22 protein-coding genes are annotated in these 24712 nt (G+C 42.7%); 7 read left to right on the top strand and 15 right to left on the bottom strand.

What is annotated here, in order from left to right:
• Nucleotides 1-48 precede the first annotated feature (48 nt).
• The 14 genes from AACT52_RS02820 to purE form a co-directional block, all read right to left on the bottom strand.
• Complete coding sequence (locus tag AACT52_RS02820) at nt 49-594, bottom strand: GNAT family N-acetyltransferase (RefSeq protein ID WP_073636026.1); 546 nt, start codon at nt 592-594, stop codon at nt 49-51.
• Between the two features lie 49 nt (nt 595-643).
• On the bottom strand, nt 644-1288 hold the full coding sequence (locus AACT52_RS02815; RefSeq protein ID WP_073636025.1) for a hypothetical protein: 645 nt from the start codon (nt 1286-1288) through the stop codon (nt 644-646).
• A 183-nt stretch (nt 1289-1471) separates the two neighbouring features.
• Nucleotides 1472-2590, bottom strand: coding sequence for a D-alanine--D-alanine ligase family protein (locus tag AACT52_RS02810; protein ID WP_073636024.1), 1119 nt, complete (start codon nt 2588-2590; stop codon nt 1472-1474).
• A 169-nt stretch (nt 2591-2759) separates the two neighbouring features.
• Complete coding sequence (locus tag AACT52_RS02805) at nt 2760-3242, bottom strand: hypothetical protein (RefSeq protein WP_073636023.1); 483 nt, start codon at nt 3240-3242, stop codon at nt 2760-2762.
• A gap of 110 nt (nt 3243-3352) precedes the next feature.
• Nucleotides 3353-4723, bottom strand: coding sequence for a tRNA (N6-isopentenyl adenosine(37)-C2)-methylthiotransferase MiaB (miaB, locus tag AACT52_RS02800; protein ID WP_073636022.1), 1371 nt, complete (start codon nt 4721-4723; stop codon nt 3353-3355).
• Nucleotides 4724-4885: 162 nt separating this feature from the next.
• Nucleotides 4886-6319, bottom strand: a complete 1434-nt coding sequence (locus tag AACT52_RS02795; RefSeq protein WP_073636021.1) for a carotenoid oxygenase family protein — start codon at nt 6317-6319, stop codon at nt 4886-4888.
• Nucleotides 6320-6430: 111 nt separating this feature from the next.
• Entirely contained in the window at nt 6431-6682 is a 252-nt protein-coding gene (locus AACT52_RS02790; RefSeq protein WP_073636020.1) for a type II toxin-antitoxin system HicA family toxin, read from the bottom strand.
• Nucleotides 6675-6914, bottom strand: coding sequence for a type II toxin-antitoxin system HicB family antitoxin (locus tag AACT52_RS02785; protein ID WP_073636019.1), 240 nt, complete (start codon nt 6912-6914; stop codon nt 6675-6677). The genes AACT52_RS02790 and AACT52_RS02785 overlap by 8 nt, the downstream gene beginning before the upstream one ends.
• Before the next feature lie 251 nt (nt 6915-7165).
• Nucleotides 7166-7483, bottom strand: coding sequence for a hypothetical protein (locus AACT52_RS02780; RefSeq protein WP_073636018.1), 318 nt, complete (start codon nt 7481-7483; stop codon nt 7166-7168).
• A 184-nt stretch (nt 7484-7667) separates the two neighbouring features.
• The gene (locus AACT52_RS02775) at nt 7668-8876 is read right to left on the bottom strand and encodes a 4-hydroxy-3-methylbut-2-enyl diphosphate reductase (protein WP_073636029.1); all 1209 of its coding nucleotides are present in this window, start codon (nt 8874-8876) and stop codon (nt 7668-7670) included.
• 85 nt (nt 8877-8961) lie between these two features.
• The gene (locus tag AACT52_RS02770) at nt 8962-9798 is read right to left on the bottom strand and encodes an SGNH/GDSL hydrolase family protein (protein WP_073636017.1); all 837 of its coding nucleotides are present in this window, start codon (nt 9796-9798) and stop codon (nt 8962-8964) included.
• Nucleotides 9799-9856: 58 nt separating this feature from the next.
• Nucleotides 9857-11266, bottom strand: a complete 1410-nt coding sequence (locus AACT52_RS02765; RefSeq protein WP_073636016.1) for an ammonium transporter — start codon at nt 11264-11266, stop codon at nt 9857-9859.
• A 303-nt stretch (nt 11267-11569) separates the two neighbouring features.
• Nucleotides 11570-13165 (bottom strand): ammonium transporter, encoded by a 1596-nt coding sequence (locus AACT52_RS02760; protein ID WP_443216692.1) that lies wholly within the window; start codon nt 13163-13165, stop codon nt 11570-11572.
• 871 nt (nt 13166-14036) lie between these two features.
• The gene (purE, locus tag AACT52_RS02755; protein WP_073636027.1) at nt 14037-14564 is read right to left on the bottom strand and encodes a 5-(carboxyamino)imidazole ribonucleotide mutase; all 528 of its coding nucleotides are present in this window, start codon (nt 14562-14564) and stop codon (nt 14037-14039) included.
• Nucleotides 14565-14854: 290 nt separating this feature from the next.
• Here purE and nagA point away from each other — a divergent pair, with 290 nt between their 5' ends.
• The 4 genes from nagA (at nt 14855) to AACT52_RS02735 (ending at nt 18015) form a co-directional block, all read left to right on the top strand.
• Complete coding sequence (nagA, locus tag AACT52_RS02750) at nt 14855-16096, top strand: N-acetylglucosamine-6-phosphate deacetylase (protein ID WP_073636015.1); 1242 nt, start codon at nt 14855-14857, stop codon at nt 16094-16096.
• Nucleotides 16097-16189: 93 nt separating this feature from the next.
• A complete protein-coding gene (gene bchM / locus AACT52_RS02745) occupies nt 16190-16873 on the top strand; it encodes a magnesium protoporphyrin IX methyltransferase (RefSeq protein ID WP_073636014.1) in 684 nt (227 codons plus the stop codon).
• 230 nt (nt 16874-17103) lie between these two features.
• Complete coding sequence (locus AACT52_RS02740) at nt 17104-17610, top strand: hypothetical protein (RefSeq protein ID WP_073636013.1); 507 nt, start codon at nt 17104-17106, stop codon at nt 17608-17610.
• A 27-nt stretch (nt 17611-17637) separates the two neighbouring features.
• Complete coding sequence (locus AACT52_RS02735) at nt 17638-18015, top strand: DUF423 domain-containing protein (protein WP_073636012.1); 378 nt, start codon at nt 17638-17640, stop codon at nt 18013-18015.
• 344 nt (nt 18016-18359) lie between these two features.
• Here AACT52_RS02735 and AACT52_RS02730 read toward each other — a convergent pair whose 3' ends face one another.
• Nucleotides 18360-20327, bottom strand: coding sequence for an AAA-like domain-containing protein (locus tag AACT52_RS02730; protein WP_073636011.1), 1968 nt, complete (start codon nt 20325-20327; stop codon nt 18360-18362).
• A 514-nt stretch (nt 20328-20841) separates the two neighbouring features.
• Between AACT52_RS02730 and AACT52_RS02725 the strand changes: the two genes are divergently transcribed.
• The 3 genes from AACT52_RS02725 to AACT52_RS02715 all read left to right on the top strand — a co-directional run bounded on the left by AACT52_RS02725 (nt 20842) and on the right by AACT52_RS02715 (nt 24589).
• A complete protein-coding gene (locus AACT52_RS02725) occupies nt 20842-22809 on the top strand; it encodes a PAS domain-containing protein (RefSeq protein WP_073636010.1) in 1968 nt (655 codons plus the stop codon).
• A gap of 264 nt (nt 22810-23073) precedes the next feature.
• On the top strand, nt 23074-23670 hold the full coding sequence (locus tag AACT52_RS02720; protein WP_073636009.1) for a cytochrome b/b6 domain-containing protein: 597 nt from the start codon (nt 23074-23076) through the stop codon (nt 23668-23670).
• 196 nt (nt 23671-23866) lie between these two features.
• Nucleotides 23867-24589, top strand: a complete 723-nt coding sequence (locus AACT52_RS02715; protein ID WP_073636008.1) for a molybdopterin-dependent oxidoreductase — start codon at nt 23867-23869, stop codon at nt 24587-24589.
• Nucleotides 24590-24712: the final 123 nt, after the last annotated feature.

Genomic DNA, 24712 nt, shown 5'->3' with positions numbered 1-24712 from the left:
ACAATTAAAGACATTTCTACCTATTGCGTAGCTTTAAGTAGATTTAGTTTACCCCTTGTCTCTCACCAAAACTTTCTCAAAGACAATGGCATCAACCCACATATTATCTGAGTTAAAAATCAGTTCTCCTACCTGCTGATAACCTCGGTTTACATAAAAGGACAAAAGCTTCTGGTGCGTTTTAACTGCATCCACCCGTACAGCATGATAATCTCGATCCGATGCAAGTTCCTCAATCGCTTGCATACACCACGTCCCTAGTCCTTGTCCTTGCCAAGTTGGAAGTATCGCTAGTTTATGCACGTACACGGCAGGAACATCCCAAACTTGCCAAATAATATTTCCATACTTGATATAGGTGAATGGAACCTCTGCCGTCATTTCCAGCGTAAAGGTACCTACCAGATTCTCACCCACTGTGAGTGCATAAACCTCATGCTCATCTGCATCTTTGAGCATATTTCCAAGAGGATAAATTGGTGCTAACCAGTGATTCAGCCCGAAGCGGTTTTTTAAGTCGAAACCGCATGCCAATAGGATTTCGTGAAGTGCGGGTACTTCAGGCTGACTCACACGACGAATGCTCGATCGCATTTTATACGTTAATTCGCTCTTGAGAGACTGTTACGAATTATATATTTTATTAATCTTTGCGTAATATTGAAGACAATGGAGTGTGTTTACGTATATCTAAACTATTCGCCAAAGATTCTTTACCCTGACTCCGCAAGCGGTTTTGCTCTGGTGGTAAAACTGTGACTACAGGTTGCGTTTTAGCAGGTATTGGTACAACGGGCGTCCTTACTTGAGATGGCACAAAAACTGGCATATTTTTGGGACGTGGTTCTACACTTGGGCGACGTTGTGCTACGCGTGCCTGGTAGCGGTTAATGTGATTCTTTACCTTTTGACGCTGCGCTGGACGGTTTAGCAGTAGGAATAATATTAAGCTACCACTAGCACAACTAAGAATAATAGCAAGCACCATCCATAGAGGCATGGGATTGGTATTCTCAGAGGGCGTGTTGATTGGTTGTACAACCTCAGCTTCTGCTATTTCTGGTTCTTGCGGTTCGATACGCCCTACATGGATCAAGCTGTACAGCGCGACGGCACTGCTTCCTAGAAAAGCCACCGACAACCCAGTCGGCAATAGCCAAGGGTAATGTACAAGCAGATGTATCAGAGGATTCTTGCTCCCTGTTCGTCCTGCAATTTTCTTCCCCGGCTCCGGTATAGATGCTTCTGCTTGAGATGGCTGCTGCTGTACACTCTCGCTATTTTCCATGATGGCTTTCAGATTTATACCCTCCAATTATTGATTGTACTGAAGGGTCAACCATCATGTATCCGTAGAAAAATATTGGATTTCAGTATCTTTTTTTAAGAAAGCGACTCAATCCGATATTTTTTTAGTTAAAGTTTGTATTTTTTGATACCTTTTACGACGCACATACTGGCAATGAATTCTCTATTCCCTTGTTGGAACAGAATGTCTTTCAAGAGCAAGTTGAATTAATTTATCAACTAATTCGGGGAAAGAGACACCGCTATGCGCCCAAAGTAGCGGATACATACTCGTTGCTGTAAAACCTGGGAAAGTGTTGATTTCGTTGATGAAAACTTCTCCGGTAGCTTCCACATAGAAAAAATCTACTCTTGCCAATCCAGCGGCGTCAACGGCTGCAAACGCTTGCAAAGCCATTTCCTGAATGTGACGAGTGACAGCTTCTGGTACAGGTGCTGGAATCAGTAAATCTGCTTTTCCTTCTGTATATTTAGTTTCATAATCATAAAATTCAGCGTTGTAAGTAATTTCACCGACAACTGAAGCTTTGGGACTGTCGTTTCCTAAAACAGCACACTCTAATTCTCGTGCGACAACTCCAGCTTCTACGATGATCTTTCGGTCATAGCTGGCGGCGTTATCCAATGCTGCTTCTAATTCTTGCCGCGATCGCACTTTGGCAATGCCCACCGATGAACCTAAATTCGCAGGCTTAACAAAGCAGGGATATCCTAAAGTTGCCTCAATTTCATCACACAGTTTCGGGAAAACACAAGGATTCGACCAAACTTGCCCTCGATTCAACGCTTTGTATTTTACCTGTGGCAATCCTGCCTGGGCAAAGACTGTTTTCATGGCAATTTTGTCCATTCCCACCGCCGAACCCAACACTCCAGAACCAACAAACGGAACCTGCATTAAAGTGAGTAACCCTTGAATTGTCCCATCTTCACCGTTAGGACCGTGGAGAATGGGAAACCAAACATCTACTTCGGCGACTTGGGAAAGAGATTGCCAATGGCTAAGTGTTTGAGTTTTGGCAACTGATAATTGAGAATTGGTACTTTGATTGTCAGGAGTAGAATCTGGTAATTGCTGCGGTGTTCCTGATTTTAAGACTTGTTGCGGTGTGTCCCCAGCCAACCAACGTCCATCTTTCTGGATGTAGAAAGGCAGTATTTCGTATTTAGCAGTATTTTCGTCTGCACTGAGGGCGTTGGCGATCGCCCTTGCTGAACTTATAGAAACTTCATGTTCTCCCGAACGACCACCAAAGAGCAATCCCACCCGCAGCTTCGTCATCTGAAATACCTCACTCACGCATTAAATTCAGATAGCCTAGCACAACGAGCGGGAGTTCCTCCAATTTTCATGCCAGTAGCGCCCAATTGTTACAGTTTTAGGAACATAAGAATGAGCGCTACGTTGTAAACAAAAAAACTTACCTTCCACTAACATCAAGCGCGTGATACTAATCTACAAAATCTGTTGTAATTTCAGATTTTTCAGTGTTATTTGAAGTGATTGGACGGCTACCATCTACGTCAAGAGTACCCTCAATTTGAAAATTACTCTTAGCAATTGGACGTTGACCGTCTATATCGAGAGTATCCCTAACCTCTAAATCACTCTTGTCAATCGGACGCTTACCGTCTACAGCGATGATATCATGATCCTGAAAATCGCTCTTGGCAATTGGACGCTGACCATCTATGTCAATTGTGTCCTGAATCTGAATATCACTTGAAACAATTGGACGCTGACCATCTATGTCGAAAGTGCCTTTAACCTCAAAAGAACTTGGATCAACCGGACGCTGACCATCTATGTCAATTGTTTTGGGAATTGGTTTTGATTCGTTAGATGATGGCTGAGAAATAATGTTTGCTTCAGTATCTGTTGTATTCTGATCCGAATTATTAGCAGTGCTATCAACTTTGTTTGTGTTATCCATACTCTTTGCTTAATTTTTTTGAACTCGTAATACTTCTTATACTTATCATGACTGGAGACAGTGAATGAGGTTTGCAGTGGACTACTGTGCATGAATACGATGATTGCAGTTCAGCTAGGAATTAATACAGCTTCCGGCACTTCCACTGGTTCACCCGTTAAACTAAAAGCGCGAACTTCGGTAATTCTTACCTTCACCAGCGTCCCTTTGAGTTCATTGATATCACCTGTGAAGAAGGTGAGACGGTTTCCGCGCGTACGCCCCATCACTTGGGTTTTGTCTTTGGAATTTTGGTCTTCTACTAGTACTTCTTCGACGCGTCCCATGTAACGCTGCGATCGCTCGGCTGCTTTAATAGAAACAAGATGATTGAGTCGTTGCAGGCGATCGCTCTTCACCTCTTCACTCAATTGTTCATCCCACACTGCTGCTGGTGTTCCCGGACGTGGCGAATATGCAGCGGTATTCAATAGGTCAAAGCCAATATCATCTACCAGTTTCAGGGTATTTTCAAACTGTTGTTCCGTTTCTCCGGGGAAACCCACAATCGCATCAGCACTAATCGACGCATCCGGCATATACCGCCGAATTGTGTCGATTATCCGGCGATATTTCTCATGAGTGTAACCCCGACTCATGCGTTTTAGCACTTCGTTATCCCCAGATTGAAAGGGGATGTGGAAGTGTTCACACACCTTGGGTAATTCTGCACAAGCTTTAATCAGCCGTTCGGTGAAATAACGCGGATGGGAAGTTGCAAACCGAATCCGCTCTATCCCTGGCACATCGTGTACATAATAAAGTAAATCTGTCAAGGTATGCAAATGGCGACCTTCTGGTGTCACTCCCGGCAAATCCCGCCCATAAGCGTCAATATTTTGACCAAGTAAGGTGACTTCTTTGAAACCTTGTCGCCCGAGTTCTGCCATTTCTGCCCAAATTGCTTCTGGTGTACGAGATTGCTCAACACCGCGCACATTTGGAACCACACAGTAAGTGCAGCGTTCGTTACAGCCGTAAATGACATTCACCCAAGCGGTCACACTACTATCACGCCGTGGCTTGGTGATATCTTCCATAATATGAACTGGTTCGGTTGCCACAACTTGGTTGCCGTCCAACACTTGTTGTAGCAAATCTTTCAGGCGGTTCGCGTGTTGTGGTCCCATCACCAAATCTAATTCTGGTACGCGCCGCAACAGTGCTTCGCCTTCCTGCTGAGCAACGCAACCTGCAACAATTAAGGTGAGGTCTGGTTGCTCGTGCTTGCGTTTTGCTTGCCTACCTAGATATGAATATACTTTTTGTTCAGCATTATCCCGGATAGAACAAGTGTTGTATAGGATTAAATGTGCTTGATTTGGGTCTTCTGACCATTCAAAGCCCATGTCTTCTAAGATGCCAGCCATGCGTTCTGAGTCGGCTTTGTTCATCTGGCAACCGAAGGTAGTAATGTGATAGCGACGGGATGAAGTGGTCATTGGTAACTTTGTTGAATTAGTAGTAATGTCTATATGCTTTATTTCAATTGTATTAAAGTGTAGGCAAGGGAACCTGATTTACAAGGTGGTAGGACCTATGCTTCAAGTTAAGAAAAAATGCTTGAATAGTTGGGTTTAAATTCCTCAACCCAACCGACTTGATTAAGCAGCCTTCCAAGTACCGTGGAAGCTGTGGGGAATAACGCCTGGTAATGCCAGTTTACAAACAGGTTCCTCGTCTAGCCTATCCGCATCAAATACCCAAACTTCACTACTATCGGAATTACCATCGTACACAACTGTGATTATCCATCCTTGCTGAGGATTTTGGGAATCATCGGCATAAATGGGTTCCGAAGGATAGCGGTTTTCGCCACAGTCAGCAATTGTCAGGGTTTCGGTTTTGTGATCAAAACGGGCGATCGCCCCAAATATTTGTTTTCTATTATCCACTCCTTGGCGATGCACCGTCAGATAAGTTTCCCTATTGCTTTGTCCCCGGTCTTGCAGTGGTACAATCGGAAAATCACAATGGCGATCCATTATTTCCTTAATTCCTTGTACCTCACCAGCTTTAGGGTCAAGATGCACTTCCCATAAAGTACTCACAGCAAGGGTATGAGTCTCACCTGTCGCCACTTGTCTTAAATACTCGTTGGTTTGAAAGTCTTGATAGCGGACAATATCAGCAATGATGAATCCACTATCATCTACGTAACCGTTGCCAAAATGCCATTGATACCAAGGTTCAGTTTCGCCGCGACTCACCAGAGATAGAGTTTCGCTGTCAAATACGAGAACCTGAGTACCCAATTGCGGTTTCCACTCAAAAGAATCACCGTAGCAGCTAAACCCAGTTAACACTGGTAGGACGTTTAACCGCAGCGGAGGAACGAAAAATACAAGATATTGCCCAGCGAAGACATAATCATGTATTAACGGGAAACCATCGAGTTGAAACGAGGTTTTTTGCAGAATTTTACCTGTGGAATCACTCTTGTAAATATTTAGTACCCCATTCAATCCAGGGGAGATACCAAAGTTAAAAATGTTACCTGTTTTGGGGTCAATTTTGGGATGGGCAGAATAAGGCAATCCAATATTCAACGCTCCTAAATCATCTTCGCCGCGAGTTGCCAAACTTTCCAAGTCAAGGGCGTGAGGTTTACCGCCTTCCCATAGTGCCAAAAGTTTATCAGGTAATGCCAGCACTGAAGTATTGGCAACGTTCTTAAGTGGTTTCAACCATTGATTCCAAATTGGTCCCGGTGCAGTCATGCCATAATTGCCGTAAAGCAGCTGATCTGCTGCTGCTTCTTCTTGATAACCAGCAGTTTGCACGTAGCGGTAAACTGCGGTTGCACCTGCATCGGTAAAATGTACAGCAAGAATTGCGCCATCTCCATCAAACCAGTGTCCCACGCTGATACCGCCGCGTTCTAACCTTCCAGGACCGTTACGGTAGAGTGTGCCACGTAAGCCTTCAGGGATTTTACCACAGAGGATTTGCAGTTGGGTGGAGGGGAATTCTTGGGCGGCTTGGGCAAGCGCTTTTGCCCAAGCTTTTTTGCTTGACTTATTTTCTATTGTGTGCATTAAACGTTTCTAACTGTATCCAAGACCAAAGTATTACTTTGATTGTCGTTCCAACTTTGTTACAGTTCTTCTTCCAGAAGGCGCAGAGAAAACAGCCTACCTTGAATGACTCTACAAAATGTTCAAAAACTCTTCCACAGAAACTCCAGCTTGATTGAGAATACTCTTTAACGTGCCAATAGCCATCGTTTTACGATGGAGAGGCACAACACAACCAACTTCAATCACTTTTTGCTCTTCGCCTTTTGCCATAATTTGTTTCTTCAAAATCACATGACTTCCACGCTGTCGTACTTGAACAAAACCCAAGCGTTCTAGAACATAAAGGACTTCACAAGCTGGTACTCGTGGAAGCTTAGGCACAAATTGCCTCAAACGTCGTTAGCAACAGACGAGGTGCTGTTTCAGGAAGCGGGAACTCCTCTAAATAAAGTTCTGTTGCCTCCTTTAAATGGGCAATGGCTTCTTCTATAGTCTCTCCTTGGCTGGCAGTTCCTACCTCTGGACATTGTGCTACGTAAACATCTTCTTCCCAATACACGATCGCTGTCAAAGTTCGAGTTTTCTTGCCCTTAACTTGTTGTAATGAACTCATAGAGCGTTTATCTTTCCACTTCCTATTTTGACTTTAACTTCACCACAAGATTTCAATTGTCCGGAATTAACAACATCCGTTCTTCAATTGCTTGGCAGGTTTTGGGTGACACCCGCACTGGTGCTTCTTTGCACTGAGTTATGAGCTAATTTGCATAGAGAGAATTGTCAACTGCTTCACTTTCTTCCTGAGATAAATTGACCATTTTTGGAGAAAGATTGAAAGTATTGAGCCAAGTTTGTAAAAGGTTGTCAACCAAAGTCTAAAATAGATTTCAATTCAAAACTATAGATAGGTGCATCATCGAAAAATTGCACACCACTATATATAGATTCTGATTCCACAGGCTGCCGCATTCCTAATAGTTTCAGGATGCCATGACGTTCCTTATAGTTTTTTTCATACTTTTGAAATACAAACAGGATTTGTTTGGTTTGCTCATCTAGATTTTTGCTAAACGGACCGAGAAGCTGACCTCCGCCTCCCCAGATACTCTGGAAAATCGGAACGGCTACTCCACTGACTGCTGATGCTATGGCAGCTGAGATTAAAGGCTCAGCACCTGTCATGACATTAATGAATTCATAAATCAAACCTTTATTATTATAATTTTAACTTTTAAATGAATACCAGTCTTATAGTAGTTTACATTTGGGTGCAATACGATTTTCACCCCACCCCTAACCCCTAAGCGCAAGTGAAGGGGGGAAAATAGCTCCCCCTCTGGTGCTTGCACAGAGGGAGGTGAGGTTTTTATACCACGACTGCCGTCGCCTTCAATTGCAAAATCTTGTCAATCACATCTTCCACCACCTTATCTGGCGTAGATGCACCAGAGGTAATTCCGACGACAATTTCCCCATCTGGCAACCAGTTTTCTGTGATTTTCAAATTTCCATTTAATTCCCGATGTTCAATCCGATTTCCTGACAGAATTCGCATTTCACTATCAATATGATAAGAAGGAATTTGTCGCTCGACTGCAATCTGCTGCAATTGTGTGGTATTCGATGAATTAAACCCACCAATGACTATCATCAAATCTAGCTTTTGTTCCACTAACCCTAACATAGCATCTTGCCGTTCTTGGGTAGCATCACAAATCGTATTAAAGCTTTGGAAATGCTGATTCAACTCACTGGGATCATACTTTTTCATCATTGTCCGCTCAAACAGTTTCCCTATTTGCTCGGTTTCACTTTTAAGCATTGTGGTTTGGTTCGCAATACCAACCCTTTCTAAATCTTTATCAGGGTCAAATCCAGCGGAACAAGCTTTACTAAATTTTGCTAAGAATTCCTCTCGGTTTCCTCCATTCAAAATGTAGTTAACAACATATTCTGCTTGCTCCATATTCAGCACAATCAGATATTTCCCTGCGAAGGAACTTGTAGCGACAGTTTCTTCGTGCTTATATTTGCCGTGAATAATTGATGTATAATCGACTTTTTTGTGTTTTTCAACAGTATTCCAAACCTTAGAAACCCAAGGGCAAGTTGTATCAACAATTTTGCAACCTTTCTCGTTCAGCAACTGCATTTCCTGAACACTTGCCCCAAAAGCTGGTAGAATAACGACATCCCCAGGCTCGACAACAGAAAAGTCTTTTTTACCTCCTTCAACCGGGATAAATCCTACTTCCATTTCCACCATCCGCTGATTGACAGAAGGATTATGAATAATTTCATTCGTCATCCAAATGCGCTCAGAGGGGAAGTGCTTGCGGGTTTCATAAGCCATCGCCACAGCACGTTCTACACCCCAACAAAAGCCAAAAGCTTCTGCTAGCTGGATGGTGACATTTCCCCTTTGCAGAATGTAGTTGTTATTGCGAATTTCCTGAATTAAATTGCTTTGATATTCAGATTGCAGTTGAGTCGCGACTTCTGCTTGGTGACCAAATCCTTTACGATGATAATTTTCTGAATGTTGCAGCGAACGTTTAAAAGCTTTGGTATCCATTGTTTTTTCTCTTAAATTGCCACTTATCATTTTCTCGCGCTTTACGCTCAAGACGCGAAGAATTTCTTTGCTCTTTTGGGCAAAATTATCTTTTTTGCGCTTCGAGTTCAATTTGGCTATATAATTGCAAAGCAGAACTCCAAACTAAATAACCTTGTGAATTTAGATGTAAGCCATCTGTACTAAGTTCGAGGCGGAGGTTAGCTTGGTCGTTAGCAAACAATGGATGCAAATTCAGATATTTCACGCCTTCTTTTTGAGCTATAGCTTGGAGCTGCTGGTTCAAGGAGCGAATGCGACTATTGGGAATCGCCAAAAGTTTTTCTCGCTTTTCCCAAGTTGTCTGTTCTCCTCCATGCGGTAAAATGGATTGCACAACAATTTGCGTCTGCGGATGAGCTTTTTTGAGATAACGTATAATTTGCAACTGATTGTCTAAAATTATCTTATCGCTTACGCCCCGAATTAAGTCATTAATCCCAATCATCACAAAAATTGTTTCTGGTTGGGTGGAGTTGAATAATTCTAATCTTTTTAATAATCCTGTACTCGTTTCCCCAGAGATTCCTTGATTTAACCAATTTCTGTTTTGGGGTAATAACTCAGAAGGAAACCACAAACTCAAAGAATCTCCCAGTAGTATGGTTAAATGCTGAGGACGCTTTTGGGCGGCTACTTTGGCTTCTTGTTTCAGGATGTCTACCCATTGCTGATAATTCAGTTTGTGACGCCGGCCTAAGTTAGGTGTGACAGCTTGGGGTTGAGTGTCTCGATTGACTTGTGTGGGGGAAGTGATTGTTCCCAAAAAAGTAGTCGCTCTCTGCTGTCGATAAATAAGCAGGGCGACTGTCAACATGAGAACAACGTTAGTTAGTACAGAGAAAAATGCCCAGGTTGGAAAGGTTTTTGCAGGAGTAGACACGAGTAGCAAGACTTACCAAATCTTTGACTCAGATTTTAGACGTATATGCCAATAAATCTTAGTGCTTGTTACTGAAATTGATGCGCTCTCCAAACTCCTCGTTGTAACCTTCTTCACCGTGTTCGTTGATATCCAAGCCTTGCAATTCCGCTTCTTCCTTAACTCGCAGACCAACTGTGGCATCTAGAATTTTCAGAATAATCAAGGTACCCACGGCAGCGAAGATATAGGCAACAACAATTGCTAAGATTTGTGTAATCAATTGACCGGCATTGCCATACAACAAGCCATTATTCCCTGCTGAGTTGACTGCCTTCGTAGCAAAGATACCTGTGAGAATAGCTCCCACTGTACCGCCTACGCCATGTACAGGAAATGTATCTAAGGCATCATCAATTTGTAGTTTGTGCTTGAAGCTAATAGCATAAAAGCAAGCAACAGCGGTAATGCTACCAATCAAGATTGCTGCCACTGGTGTGACAAATCCTGCGGCTGGAGTGATGCCCACCAAGCCTGCAACTGCTCCTGTAGCTGCTCCGACTGCTGTTGGTTTACCACGCAACACTTTTTCTAGAATTAGCCAGGTTAAAGCCGCCGCCGCTGCGCCTGTATTGGTGGCAACAAAAGCGGCTGTTGCCAAGGGACCAGAAGCCAAAGCACTACCAGCGTTGAAGCCGAACCAGCCAAACCACAGCAAGCCTGCTCCCAGCAAAATAAAAGGAACGTTGTGAGGAGGGCTGAGGCGTTCAGGATAGGTTTTCCGAGGTTTGAGGACGATCGCTGCTACAAGAGCAGAAACCCCAGAACTGATGTGGACGACTGTACCGCCAGCAAAGTCGAGGGCACCCCAGCCACCGTACAAGCCCAATAATCCACCTTTAGCCCAAACCATGTGTGCTAGGGGGCTGTAAATAAACGTTGTCCACAGCAGCACAAACAAAGAGTAGGCGGTGAAGTTCATCCGCTCTGCGATCGCCCCTGAAATCAGTGCTGGGGTGATAATGGCAAACATGGCTTGGTAAATCATGAATGCCTGATGCGGAATTGTCGGAGCGTAGGAAAGCACCTCAGCGGGATTTGACCCTTTGAGATAATCGGTTAGCTCGTATCCCACACGATTCAAACCAAACCACTCCAACCCACCGATGATGGCGTTACCTGGAGCAAACGCCAGGCTATAGCCCCACAGAATCCAGGTAACTCCTACAATCGCCATCAGCACAAAGCTCATCATCAAGGTGTTGAGGATGTTGCGCGATCGCACAAATCCACCATAGAAAAACGCCAGTCCGGGCGTCATCAGCAACACCAAAGCTGCTGAAATCAGCATAAACGCTGTATCAGCAGCTGTTTGAGCATTAGAAATCGCTGCGTTGACATCAACGGGTGCAGCAAAAGCATTACCCATGAGCGGTCCACCCAAAAGCAGTAGGGCGCTAGCCCCGATGATCAATACTTTTTTCAACACTTTTTTGTCCCTTAGCACCAACAGTTTTGTGTTAGGTAAATAGATTTGAGCATTGTATGATACTGTGATTCCGTATGAAATGTTACGAAATTTTGACTTGTAGAAAAGTTTAATAAAAATATACTGCTAATTCTAGTTGTTAATTATTGAAAAATTTGTATAATATTAATCCAATCTTTTATTTTGTTTGCTCACTACAAAATTTAAACCCACCCCCTATAAAAGAGACAAAAGACAAAGAGGGCGAGTATATCGCTAATTAGCTCAAAAATCAAACAACCTAGAACTTATAAAGCCTAGAAATTATAAAGTTGTCGGTAAATCTCCCCTGCGCGAAACACCACTACCATGGATACCTGTTTCGGAAAATCCACTTGCACCAGCCTCTTTGACAAATCCGCTGTATGCTTCCATACCATGTTCGCCGATATCCAAGCCTTCAATTTCTTCTTCTCTAGTGACTCTGATACCTAAAGTCGCCTTGAGTGCTAACCAAAAGATGGTGCTGAGGAGAACCGTTATACCGCCAACTGAGACGACGCCAAGCAACTGAATAAAGAATTGCCCCAAGCCACCACCTGCAAATAAACCCTTTGCAGGACCAAGACCATCAGTATACCAGGGGAATTGTGCAACACCAGGACCGACAGCAAACAGACCAACTGCTAAAGTTCCCCAAATACCACACACCAAGTGAACTGAGGTAGCCCCCACTGGGTCATCAATACGGATTCTATCAAAGAAGGTGACAGCGAAAACTACTAAAATTCCAGCTACTAAACCAATGATGAAAGCACTGTTGAGAGTGACGAAAGCACAACCTGCTGTAATGCCAACCAAGCCAGCCAAAATACCATTGATAATCATGGAAAGGTCTGGCTTACCCAGATACAACCAAGCTGTGATGGTAGCAGCAATACCACCAACAGAAGCCGCCAAGTTGGTAGTCAAGGCAATGTGAGTAATCGCATTCCCATCAGCAGCCATCACCGAACCAGGGTTGAAACCAAACCAGCCCAACCACAGAATCAGACACCCCAAGGTGGCAATGCTCATGTTGTGACCAGGCAAAGCAACGACTTGCCCATCTTGATACCTTCCAATGCGTGGTCCCAGGAATGCTGCTCCCATCAAAGCTGCCCAGCCACCTACAGAGTGAATGACTGTAGAACCAGCAAAATCAAAAAAACCTCTCTTGTAAAGCCAACCACCGCCCCAAATCCAGTGTCCGGTAATTGCGTAGGCAACACCTACAAGTAAGAGACTGAAGATTAAGAAGTCAACAAACTTAATCCGTTCAGCAACCGCGCCAGAAACAATTGTTGCTGCTGTTCCGGCAAACACGAGCTGGAACAAGAACTTCGCTGCTAAAGGAACACCAGTCCAATTGAGAGAGCTAAATACACCTTTATAAGCATCTCCTGTGGCGGGACTGTTATCTGCGCCTTGCAGGAAGAACCCATTCAAGCCAATAAAGTCATTGCCATCGCCAAACATCAAGCCAAAACCAATCGCCCAAAAAGCGACGGTGGCGAGAGCAAACACAATCAAGTTTTTAGCAAGAACGTTGACAGCGTTTTTCTGACGACAGAAGCCAGTTTCTAACATACAAAAACCGGCGTTCATGAAGAACACCAAAAAGGCGGCGATCGCTACCCAAAGAGTGTCAATTGCAACTTTGAGTTCCGCTGTGGTTGGTGCTGCGGGAGCAGGGGTTTGGGCAACTGCTGTATAACCCCACGCCAGCACAATCAAACAAGCCAGGGGGATGCAGGCTTGCCAGCTAGGAGACAACTGCTTAATGACTCCATTTAATCTCTTGACACTTGATATATATTGTGCTTTCCTACCTAACAATTTTGCTGGTCGCTGCCTATTTTTTCTTCTTTTTATCATCATGCGCTCAAGCATCCTGAATCAGAAAATATGTTGAGTATCAACAGCTAATACCCAAAGCTAAAAAAAGCTGTTTTTGATATTTGCCATTTAGGTTAGCTGTCTGTTTAAAGTCACTGATTTCCATTATCAGTAAGTGGTTGTTTGAACAGGATATCAAAGAACCTGTTCAGCAGTCGCTAATGCTACTTGTGTAGCTATTAAGAATATTCTTAAAAAAGTATTATGTAGTTTCCAAAGTAGTCAAGTCTACTTGATTAACTCTTTAGGCATTATCTTTGACAAGATTAAATATCCAAATGAGTGAACTCATCATAACAAGATAGTCCTTAGATGACTAGTCATCGCCACAGAAGTCTTGAAAAAGAGCATAATGGGTGTTTTTAGGGAAAAATCAAAAGTCAACCAGCAAACAGGACAAGTTTTGTCTTGTTTGCTATTACGTTCTTCTTTTTACCTTCTCTTATTTGTTTCTACGTGCTGAATAGAAATGCTTTGTACTGAACCTTTCTGAGTCTTCAAGCGTATGACAAAGCACCTATAAACATTGCTTAAAGACCATAAAACATAAAAAAATAGTCAATTTAATGATGAAAATTGTGATACTAAAAATCTGTAGTTTTTAATACAGTTTTTTCTCTACTTTCAAATTAAGTACTTGCGTTACATTCTTGCTATCTTTCAACAGGAATGTAGAGCCGTCAAATCTGACTATTAATTTTTTATAAAAAATATTAATAAGTTGTTATTTATGGATATCTTGATGTGAAGAACGCAGCTTTAAACATCAGATTATGCACTACTAATGCTGATGGCTATAGCAGGCGAAACACTAATATAAATTTATACGTAAAAGTAAATAGATTTATTTCTATTATTCTGGTGATTGCATCTGCCTTAAATATTGCTCGTAACCAAGTTGTTCTAGTTTTGCTTGCTTTGCGATGACTGATTCCGACAAAGTTTGACGGTACTGCTGCACCTTTTCTAGTAATTCGCTTTGCTGCGTTGCGAGAATTTGTACTGCCAAAAGTCCAGCATTTTTAGCATTACCTATAGCAACAGTTGCCACTGGTATACCAGCAGGCATCTGTACTATTGAGTACAATGAATCAACTCCTTGTAAGTGACGGCTAGGAACAGGAACACCGATAACAGGAAGTGGTGTTAAAGATGCTACCATTCCTGGAAGATGAGCCGCGCCACCCGCACCAGCGATAATCACCTTAATGCCCCGTTCGTGAGCAGACTTGGCATATTCCACCATGCGTTCTGGAGTACGATGGGCGCTGATAATTGCTACCTGTGTGGCAACGCCAAATTCTTCACAAACTGCGATCGCGCCTTGCATAGTAGGCAAATCCGAATCGCTGCCCATAATGATACCGACAAGGGGAGTCATAAGCAATTCAAATTTGGGACTGGGTACTGGGGACTGGCGACTGGGGACTGGCGACTGGGGATATGGTTCCGTTCCGACTTGGGGAGGCTTTATTGCCCCTTCCATAATTTTTCGGCTCCCTTACCCAATCCCGAATCCCCTTTACTTTAGTGATGGAATCGTTGGCTGATGTAGATAATCATCTCATTTAGAGGTATATAGTGGCTGACATCCGCGATTGCGATTTTTGATTTATCACTGCCTATTGCCTCTAAAATCAGGTCAGATTGAACTATCTTCTTGCTGACGTGATGACCGATGCAACACAAAGCCTGATTGGTACTCCTGTAGACATTATCAATGCTCGAGTACTTGGCAGTTCAGATTTGCAGATGCTCTCAATTAACCCACAGGGCATAGTTGAGCAAATCCTACCAATGTCTAAAGTCCTCAAACGGGTTCCGCCAATTGATTTGCAAGTGTTGGATGTTGCTGGCGACTGGATTTCCTTAGGCGGTGTGGATTTACAGATTAACGGCGCGTTAGGGTTGGCATTTCCTGACTTATCAGCAGAAAACTCTCACCAACTGGTAAATATCTGTGAATTTTTATGGGATGCAGGGGTAGACGCTTTTTTACCTACCCTGGTGACAACTTCGGTAGACAATATTCAGCGATCGCTTGCTGTCATCTCTGATTTTATGCACCTTACCTCCAACCGCTCTTTGTATGGGCAGGGTAGTGCCAAAATTTTAGGAGTGCATTTAGAAGGACCATTTTTGAATCCTCAAAAGCGCGGCGCGCATCCAGCAGAGTACCTGCTCCCTCTTACTTTGGAGGAAGTAAAGCGGGTTTTGGGTAATTACGCTCATATTGTGAAAGTCATGACTTTAGCACCAGAGTTAGATCCAACTGGTGAAGTCATCACCTATTTGCGTTCTTTGGGTATTACTGTCAGTTTAGGACATTCCCAAGCCACAGCAGCAGAGGCGCAACATGCTTTTGAATTAGGTGCAACAATGGTGACTCATGCTTTTAATGCTATGCCAGCATTACACCACCGTGAACCAGGATTGTTAGGGGCGGCGATTGTTCATCCTCATGTTATGTGTGGTTTTATTGCTGATGGTCAGCACGTTTCACCAACAATGCTACAAATTTTACTACGTGCCAGCAGTCCCCCCTTTTCTCAAGAAGAGCAAGGGGAGATATACAAACAAAAGCTTTTCCTTGTTAGTGATGCGCTTGCACCTCTGGGATTGCCTGATGGGGTGTATCCTTGGGATAACCGGCAAATTGAAGTGAACAATGGAACGGCACGACTCCCGGATGGAACTTTATCGGGAACGACTTTACCTTTATTGGTAGGTGTGCAAAATTTAGTGAAGTGGGGAATATGTGATGTAGAAAGGGCGATCGCACTTTCTACCATTGCACCACGAAAAGCTATTGCCGCCTCAGCAATTCTCTCTGGTGCTGCTGCTAGTCAATTATTGCGTTGGCATTTAGATGAGCATACACAAGAACTCTCATGGCGGCGCTTGTTGTCTTAATATTTTGCGCCAAGACCACAACTCAGCAAAGATATTCTTAGTGTTCGCACACATGGTACTTTGAAGCATTGGAATGGTTAGATATTGAGTTTTATGAACGCAGCCGACGATAAAACGATAGTTAAAGAATATTTCAATTCCACAGGCTTTGACCGTTGGAGACGTATCTACGGTGATGGCGAAGTCAACAAAGTCCAGCTAGATATTCGCAATGGACATCAACAAACAGTTGATAAGGTACTGGGCTGGCTGAAAGCTGATAACAATTTAGCAAGTCTATCTATCTGCGATGCTGGATGTGGTGTAGGTAGTCTCAGCATACCCCTTGCGGAAGCTGGAGCAAAGGTCTACGCCAGCGATATTTCCGAAAAAATGGTAGAGGAAGCCAAGGAAAGAAGCATGAGCATCTTGGGAACCGAAAATCCCACATTTGCTGTCCAGGATTTAGAAACGTTAAGCGGTAGCTATCATACGGTGGTTTGCTTGGATGTTCTCATCCACTATCCTCAGCAAAAAGCAGATGAGATGATTTCTCATTTGTGTTCTTTAGCGCAGTCACGGGTGATTCTCAGTTTTGCACCGAAAACCTTTGCCCTGAGTTTGTTAAAGAAAATAGGGAGTTTCTTTCCAGGTGCAAGTAAAGCGACTCGCGCCTATTTGCACCGTGAAGCTGATGTGGTCAAAATTTTGGCAAGTAATGGCTTTACTGTGCAACGCCAGTCTATGACTCGCACGCGCTTTTATTTCTCTCGCCTATTGGAAGCAACACGCCAGTAAGCTGAAAATCGCGGCAAGATAAGCTCTATCTTCTGCTGCGATTTTAAATTAAAGCTTTTCTTCCATTTATTTATTAACAAAAGTATTTTATTTTACAGTTAGAGAAGCAATTTCCTTGAAAGTTAAAAGTTATTGCAACTTGTATTGCTGCTGTTTTTACTAGTGAGTGGAAGCTTGAGGAAAGTGAGGTTAGAATCACAGACAAGGTTTTAATTACAAAGATAACAACTATGAAGACTGCTGAGAAATTGGCTGCGGGTTGGCTACTTACACTCGGATTCATGTTTTTGTCGCTATCAGCTTCTGCAGTCATGCAGAAAAATGACATGCAGAAGGAAATTCTACCACCATGGAGACCAGTTACAGATTTTCCAGATTTTCGTAATCAAGATTTTCGTAATGAGCCTGCAATCACTGTACTTGATAATACTGCGTTGAATGGTCTAATTTTTGGCGTTCCTACCTCAGTTCTGGGAGTATGGCTAGCATTGGGAGCATACCGTGAAAGTCGGCAGGAGAAAAAGGCAATTAAGGCACAAGCGAAGAATCAGCTACAATCTACGTTTTATCAGATGATTCAAGAGAATAATGGGCGCATCACTCTTGTCAGCTTTGCAATGCAGTCACAACTCCCACCAGCAACCGCCAGGCAATATCTAGATGAGCAAGCTAAATTATTCAATGCTAACTTTAAGGTAAGTGAAGAAGGGGGAATCTCTTACGATTTTTATATTTAAAGAGGAATTTGGCAGAAATTGAACCCCATGACGCAAATTTTTTTGAGCTTAGCAGCTATTCTAGGCGGTTTATCTGTAGCTGCAGGTGCTTTTGGCTCCCATGCTTTGCGGGAAAAAATCAGTGAGCGATCGCTAGAAATTTTTGACATCGGCGCTCGTTATCAGATGTATCATGCTCTAGCACTGCTCGTCGTGGCACTACTCCTCAGCCGTATCGAGTCACCTCCCTTGATCCTTTTAGCAAGTGGCTGGCTGTTCATTATTGGTATTACCATTTTCTCAGGGAGCTTATATGCTTTAAGCTTGAGCGGTGTTAAGTCTTTAGGAGCGATCGCTCCAATCGGGGGAGCAGCGTTGATCGCAGGTTGGGGTGCTTTAGCTTTTGCCGCTTGGAGTTTGAAATAATTAAAAATTATGAATTATGAATTATGAATTGTAAAAAGAATAATCAGTCATAATTCATAATTCTGGGAAAGTGCAACAGTTATATCAGATTCGATTGATTACTTATCATTCCTGAAGAACCCCACCCCGCAATCATCTGCGCTTAGGCTCCCCTCCCCGCGTGCGGGGAGGGGATAAAGGGGTGGGGTGCAGTCAACGTGGCAATCATAACTAATTAGCGTAAATTGGGTATTAAAACACAACTCAATTGAATGAAGTAATTATTTATCTGTGTCCATCTGTGTCCATCTGTGGTTCATTATTTCTTTGGTGTACCTTACTCCGGGTTCTTACCGCCATAACAGTTATTTAAGGACAACGCGATCGCGTCCTTTGCGTTTTGCTTGAATAAGCGCTTTTTCAGCAGCATTGATCAGAATTTCAGGCTCTGTTTCAGATTCTGGTATGATGCTAGCAACGCCCAAACTGACAGTTAAAACATTAGCTGGAAGACCACCCATACCAGGATACTCGCAGGAAATTTCCAATGCTTTGACTTGCTCGCGGATGTTTTCAGCGATAGATATAGCAGTCATCGCATCTGTTTGAGCGAGAATGGCAAATTCTTCACCACCATAACGAGCAACTAATACTGAAGTACGTTCATCGCTGGTACACACAGGGCTCTTAACAGTGCTGGCTTGTGAGAAGCTGCTATAACCCAGCAGACGCTTGACGCAGTTATCAATAACGTTAGCGATTTGCCGTAAACAATCATCTCCTGCTGTATTACCGTAGTTCTTGTTATAAATTTTGAAATAGTCAATGTCGCACAAAATGAGTGATAGGGGAGTGCAATCGCCAGCAGCTTTTTGCCACTCTATTTGCAAGTGAGTGTGAAAGTTGCGGCGACTAATCAGTTGAGTGAGTTCATCCAAACTACAAAGAACGCGTAATTGCTGGTTCTCTTTTTCCAACTGATTCATCCGAGAATTGTTCCCATCCTGCCTTGCTTTAAGCTGTCTAAAGTACAAACGATACAATTCATATGTCGGAGTACAGTACTCGCCTTGCAAGTTAACTAGCCCCATACTCTGTAATTTATATGCAACAACTGGCTCTAATTTCACAGGGCTTGTCGCAAAAATGACTTCAGCAAAAGCAGCTTCCAATTCTGGCTGCTTTCGCAGTGCTAGCACATATTGCCTTAAATACTCGTTGTAAATTCCTGTTTCTGTAGGTGCTTGTTGCAACAGTTGCTCCAAATCCCGTTGTAACCCACCCTTACCCATGAGAGAATACAAAGCCAGTCGAACTAAATAAGGATGTCCTCCTACCATTGCCATCAATCTCTCAACTTCGGAACCATTTGTCCAGTCTAGTCCGTGACGTTGTGCCAAATCTTGCACTTGTTCTTTTGTAAACGGCGGTAACTTCAGTGGTAATCCGATATGAAATGGAGATAGAGTCAGTCTGAGGACAACAAAAATTTCCGTTGAGTAAGCCAAGACAAGACGAAGTTTTTGCCAAATTTCTACACCTTTGGCTTGCTCGTACCAGAAGCGTAGCAATGATAGAAACTCGTCGGTAATTTCTGGATACTCAAACACCCAATCCACCTCGTTTAATACTAAGACAAGGGGATTTTTCACAGAAGGCAATAAATACTCTTGAAAGTACAAAGAGCAGCTGACTTTACTGCCAATTTCCTCATTCCAATAATCATTGAGTTTTGGTTGTAGCCCTAACTTCTGAGTAATATTGGCACACAACCAGCGCAAAAATTTATCGATGTTGGCAAATACTGCTTTGTCTGCTTGCTGAAAGTCCAAACTTACGGTGCTGTATTCAAGATTGGCTGCGTGAGCAAGAATACGTAAGATCAGCGAACTTTTCCCCATCTTCTTAGGAGCTTTGATGCAGATGACACTCCCTGGTTGTGCTATTTCTGCGTAAGCAAGCTGTTCAATTGGTGGGCGAGGAATGTAGAATCTAGAATCTAGGGATACCGGACCACAAGGAAATTCTAAGGATATGGCGATCGCTGTACGGTTGAATTCCCGAATTAACTGCTGTTGCGCTCTATTCAAACCGCGACGTTCCAAAGTCTGACGGAAGTTGGATTTATTTATCGGTTCTTTCCAAACTTCACCCAGTAATTGCCATAAATGAGAAGCTACTTTTCTAACTCGTTCTTCTCCGTAGTGTGCTTCCGACGCTATGCTAGTATAAGTTTTGCCATCCCACGTAGAGCGCAGCACTATTTCTTGGAGTGGAGTTAAAGCGTTGGGAAGCGTTGCTTTTAGTAACAGTAGGACTTCTTCTATAGTCATTAGTCATTGCGTCCAACTTCTGTGTAAGAGTTCCTAAAATAATTTTTCTTTGCAAAATTTTAAGTAATCAGAATAACCTCAATGTAGCTCCTCAGTAGAGAGGATAGTCTGTCTTGTTCAAAAAAGCTACAAAAAAGTATTGACATTTTTTTTTAAATATGAATCCTCAGCCTAATTTAGGTTATAGTTCTTTGAAAAATCTTGTGACGTATTAGAATTTAGACTTGTTGTAGATTTCTATACTGAGTTGAAGACATTTTTACAGAGTTAATCAAGGAAATGTAGCCTATTTTTTCTCAATAAATGTCTTAATGACCAAAAGACTGGTTACATTCCTGCGTATACGTTTCTCTAGGTTCAATTCAAATTAGTGGTAGGGGTGATTGATTTCCGAGTTAATCACACAAAAATTAAAAGAATGTTAACAAATCCGACACTTTCCATGTTTATACTGTCGTCAGGGTGCTAAGACAGCTTAAGAGCTACAGGATATCTTCCTCATCGTACAGCAGCTATGTATATCGAAGGACCAGCCACCAATGAATGGGAGTTACAACTCTCATCACAAAGCACCCAAAACATCCCAAAGCAAGAGCAACTGCAAACAGATCAAGTATTGTTAGAAAAGTGTCAATGCTTGCAAGCAGATTGGCAAGAGGCGTTAGCAACCAGTCGTTTGGGGTTGTGGAATTGGAATTTGGTGAGTGACAAGATTTATTACACCCCTCACTGGAAGCACATCCTGGGGTATGAAGCAGAAGAAATCGAAAACAATCACACATCTTTTAAGCGACTCGTACATCCACAAGACTTATCCAAACTTTGTGAGGTTGTGAACGACTATCTGCAAGGGCGTACACCAGTTTACGAAGTCGAATTTAGAATGTTGAGTAAATCCGGTGAGTGGAAGTGGATTTTAGACAGGGGAAAGGTTTTGCAGTGGGACGAATCTGGAAAGCCAGTGCAGATGGTGGGAACGCACCAGGATATTACTAAGGAAAAACGCTTAGAAGAAGCTTTACAGCAGCAACAAAAGCGGGAGCAACTGCTTAATGCTGTCCGCAAGCGCATCCATTCTTCTTCTGGGGTGGAACTCATACTCCAAACTGCTGTAGAAGAAGTGCAGCGGTTTTTGCAAACTGAGCAAACAGTTATTTACCGCTTTGGGCCAGACGGAAGTGGTATGGTAGTTTTTGAGTCAGTCAAAGAGCCATACCCGGTTGATTCATTCATTGAAAGTCAAAATAAAGCCAGTTTGGTTGTTCCCATTCTCTTAAAAGTACAAGAGGATGAGAACAAGCCATCCGTCTCAATCCAAAATCCACAATTAGCGCTTCTCAATTCCTGCTTAGGAGAGAGTCAAAATGACTTGTGGGGACTACTCATAGCTTATGACTGTTGCGGTTTGCGTCAATGGCAAGAATGGGAGATAGAGACTGTTAAACAACTGAGTGTAGAAATTGCGATCGCCCTCAAGCAATGCCAACTTTTTGAACAAATCCAAACAGAAATTGCTTCAAGACTCTTTATCGAAGCGCAAGAAAAGAAAAAATCTGAACAGTTAGAAAATACGCAACAAGAACTCAAAAATACCCGAAAGCAGTTATTGCAGAATAACAAAATGGCTAATCTTGGTCAAGTTGTGGCGCAAGTAACTAACGAAATTTATCACCCCACTCACTTCATTCACGCCACCTTGTATTCTGCTAGCGATTACGCTGAAGAATTAATCCGGCTTTTAGAACTTTATCAACATTACTATCCCAATCCTGTACCAGTTATTACCTCACAGCTTCAACGCCTCGACCTCGATTTTATTAAAACAGACTTTTTGAAATTGTTGTGGTCAATGCGAGCAGGATCTGAGCGCATGAAAGAAATTGTTTTTGCCTTACAAAGTTTTTCAAATTGTGGCGATGGTCAAATGAGAAAAGCCAATCTGCATGAAGGGCTTGGTCATGTTTTGAGGATTTTGCAGCATCGTCTCAAAGAACTGCCAGATAGACCACGAATTGAGGTCATTAAAGAGTTTGGGGACTTGCCGTTAGTGGAGTCCTATCCTGATGAGCTAAATCAGGTGTTTATAAATATTTTAACTAATGCCATTGATGCTATAGAAGAAAGGTTAAAATACGATGACTCTTTCACTCCCAAAATTTGGGTTTACACAGAAGTTATTCAAAGCCATTTATCCTTAGTAAGGAGTTATGAGCAACAACCATTGAAACAACACAAAGTTGTCATTCGCATTTCTGATAACGGCAAAGGTATTCTCCCCCACATTCAAAGACATATCTTTGAACCCTTGTTTACAACCAAACCAAAAAGCAAAGGTAAGGGACTGGGATTATCAATCAGCCAACAAATAATTGTTGAAAGACATCAGGGTAAGCTGCAGTGTTATTCTCAGTTAGGTAAAGGTACAGAGTTTGTCATCGAGATGAATATCAAAGCACTACACCGATATCATCAAACACGGTAGCTTTTAGGTAGCCAGAATTTTCGTAGAACCCCACCCTGTTTTTGTCTTGCGCCAAAACCGCCCCTCGCCTTACTAAGGCATGGGGTCAAATCAACGTAAAATAAAGGTTTGAACGTAATTTTTGATACCAATCGGTTTAGACCCCTTCTTTTTGTTTCATTTTTCATACCTATCTACTAGGTAGTAAGGTGTAAAGTATAGGAGTACAATATCTTGCGCCCCTCTGAACCCAAATATATAAGCTAGATATGGACAAGCTTATCTATGACTTCGATTCCCCATAAAAGTCGCAAATTTCCAACTCAAGCAATAGGAGCCAAGATTTTCCACTGGATTAACATAATTAGTTTGTTTATTATGCTCACTAGTGGATTGCAAATTTACAACGCCAATCCTGTTTTTGGTGGACGAGCAGGTTTGCACATTCCCCCTATATTTACTTTAGGAGGTTGGCTCGCTGGGGGTAGACACTGGCATTTTGCTGCTATGTGGCTATTTTCGCTTAATCTTTTGTGGTATGGCATTTATATTTTACTCAGTCGGCGCTGGCGACATCGATTTGTAGGTGTCAATGACCTTAAAGCATTGCAAAAAAGTAAAAATCCCAAACGCCTCATTTATGCTTGGCACCGCATTGTCTATACAGCCATTATTCCTATTTTGCTGCTGGCTATATTCACAGGTATAGGAATGTATAAACCTGCTCAGTTTCCTTGGATTGTAGATATGTTTGGGAGTTGGCAAGCACTGCGAATCGTTCACTTTTCTTCGGTACCGATGGTTGTTTTATTTGTAGCGATTCACTTTTTATTAGGACGTAACGCTGGAGGTGAGGAGTTAACTGAATCTATGTTTTGGTAAACGAACGGTAGAACAGGAGCGGGGGATTGGAAGGAGAATAACTAATGACTAATAAGTAGGTTTGTGGAATTAAAATTAACCATCGTAGTAGGATGGGAAGCGCGATAGCGTAACCCATGCTGCTCAAGGAATTGATGCGTTACGGCTGCGCCTAACACATCCTACGTTTAATTATGTCCGCTTACTTAACTAGAATATGAATCTCATTCGTGTCAATCGTCCTGAATTATCACGCCGTCATTTTATAAAACTTTCTGGACTCTCTAGCATGAGTTTTCTTCTTGGTGGATGTGGTACACCAATATTTGAAGATGTTGTGGGCAAACTTTCTGAACCACTCAATCAGAAGCTTGAAGCTTTCATACTTAAACCACAAAAGCCGGTGCCAGAATTCTCTCCCAGTGAGATTGAACCAGAAGGTTTGTTAATTAATAGCTTCAGATATACTCCAATTATTGACCCGGCAAAGTATCGTTTAATTATTGACGGTGAGGTCAATAATCCTCTGAGCTTAAGTTTAGCAGAAATTCAATCTTTGCCTTTAACGTCGATGATTATTCGCCATGTTTGTGTGGAAGGTTGGGCGGCAATTGTACAATGGGGAGGCGTTCGTCTGCAGGAAATCGTTGCTCTTGCCCAGCCGAAAGCAAATATCCGATATGCTTACTTTAAATCGGCTGATGGTTACTATTCAAGCTGGGATATTGCTTCAAGTTTGCATCCCCAGACTTTATTAGTGTATCAGAAAAACGGTGAACCTTTGCCAGTAGAAAATGGTGCGCCTTTGCGTTTAGCTTCTCCCGTTAAACTTGGATATAAGCAAAGTAAGTGGGTTACTCAAATTACCCTTGTGAGTCAATTGTCCCCTTTGAGAGGCTATTGGGAAGACCAAGGTTATGAATGGTTTGCAGGACTTTAAAAATTCGCTCATTCAAAATTCGCTCATTCAAAATTCAAAACAGCGTTTTCCGACCCAGGAGGCGAAGCCTCCAAACCCTCGTTACCAGGTTCAACCTGGTAACGAGATATTAGAGCCTCTGGC

It is taken from the genome of Scytonema sp. HK-05 (assembly GCF_963872035.1).
Lineage (GTDB): Bacteria > Cyanobacteriota > Cyanobacteriia > Cyanobacteriales > Nostocaceae > Kalymmatonema.
The sequence above is the reverse complement of the archived record's forward strand: the minus strand, read 5'-3'. Positions and strand labels throughout refer to the sequence as shown.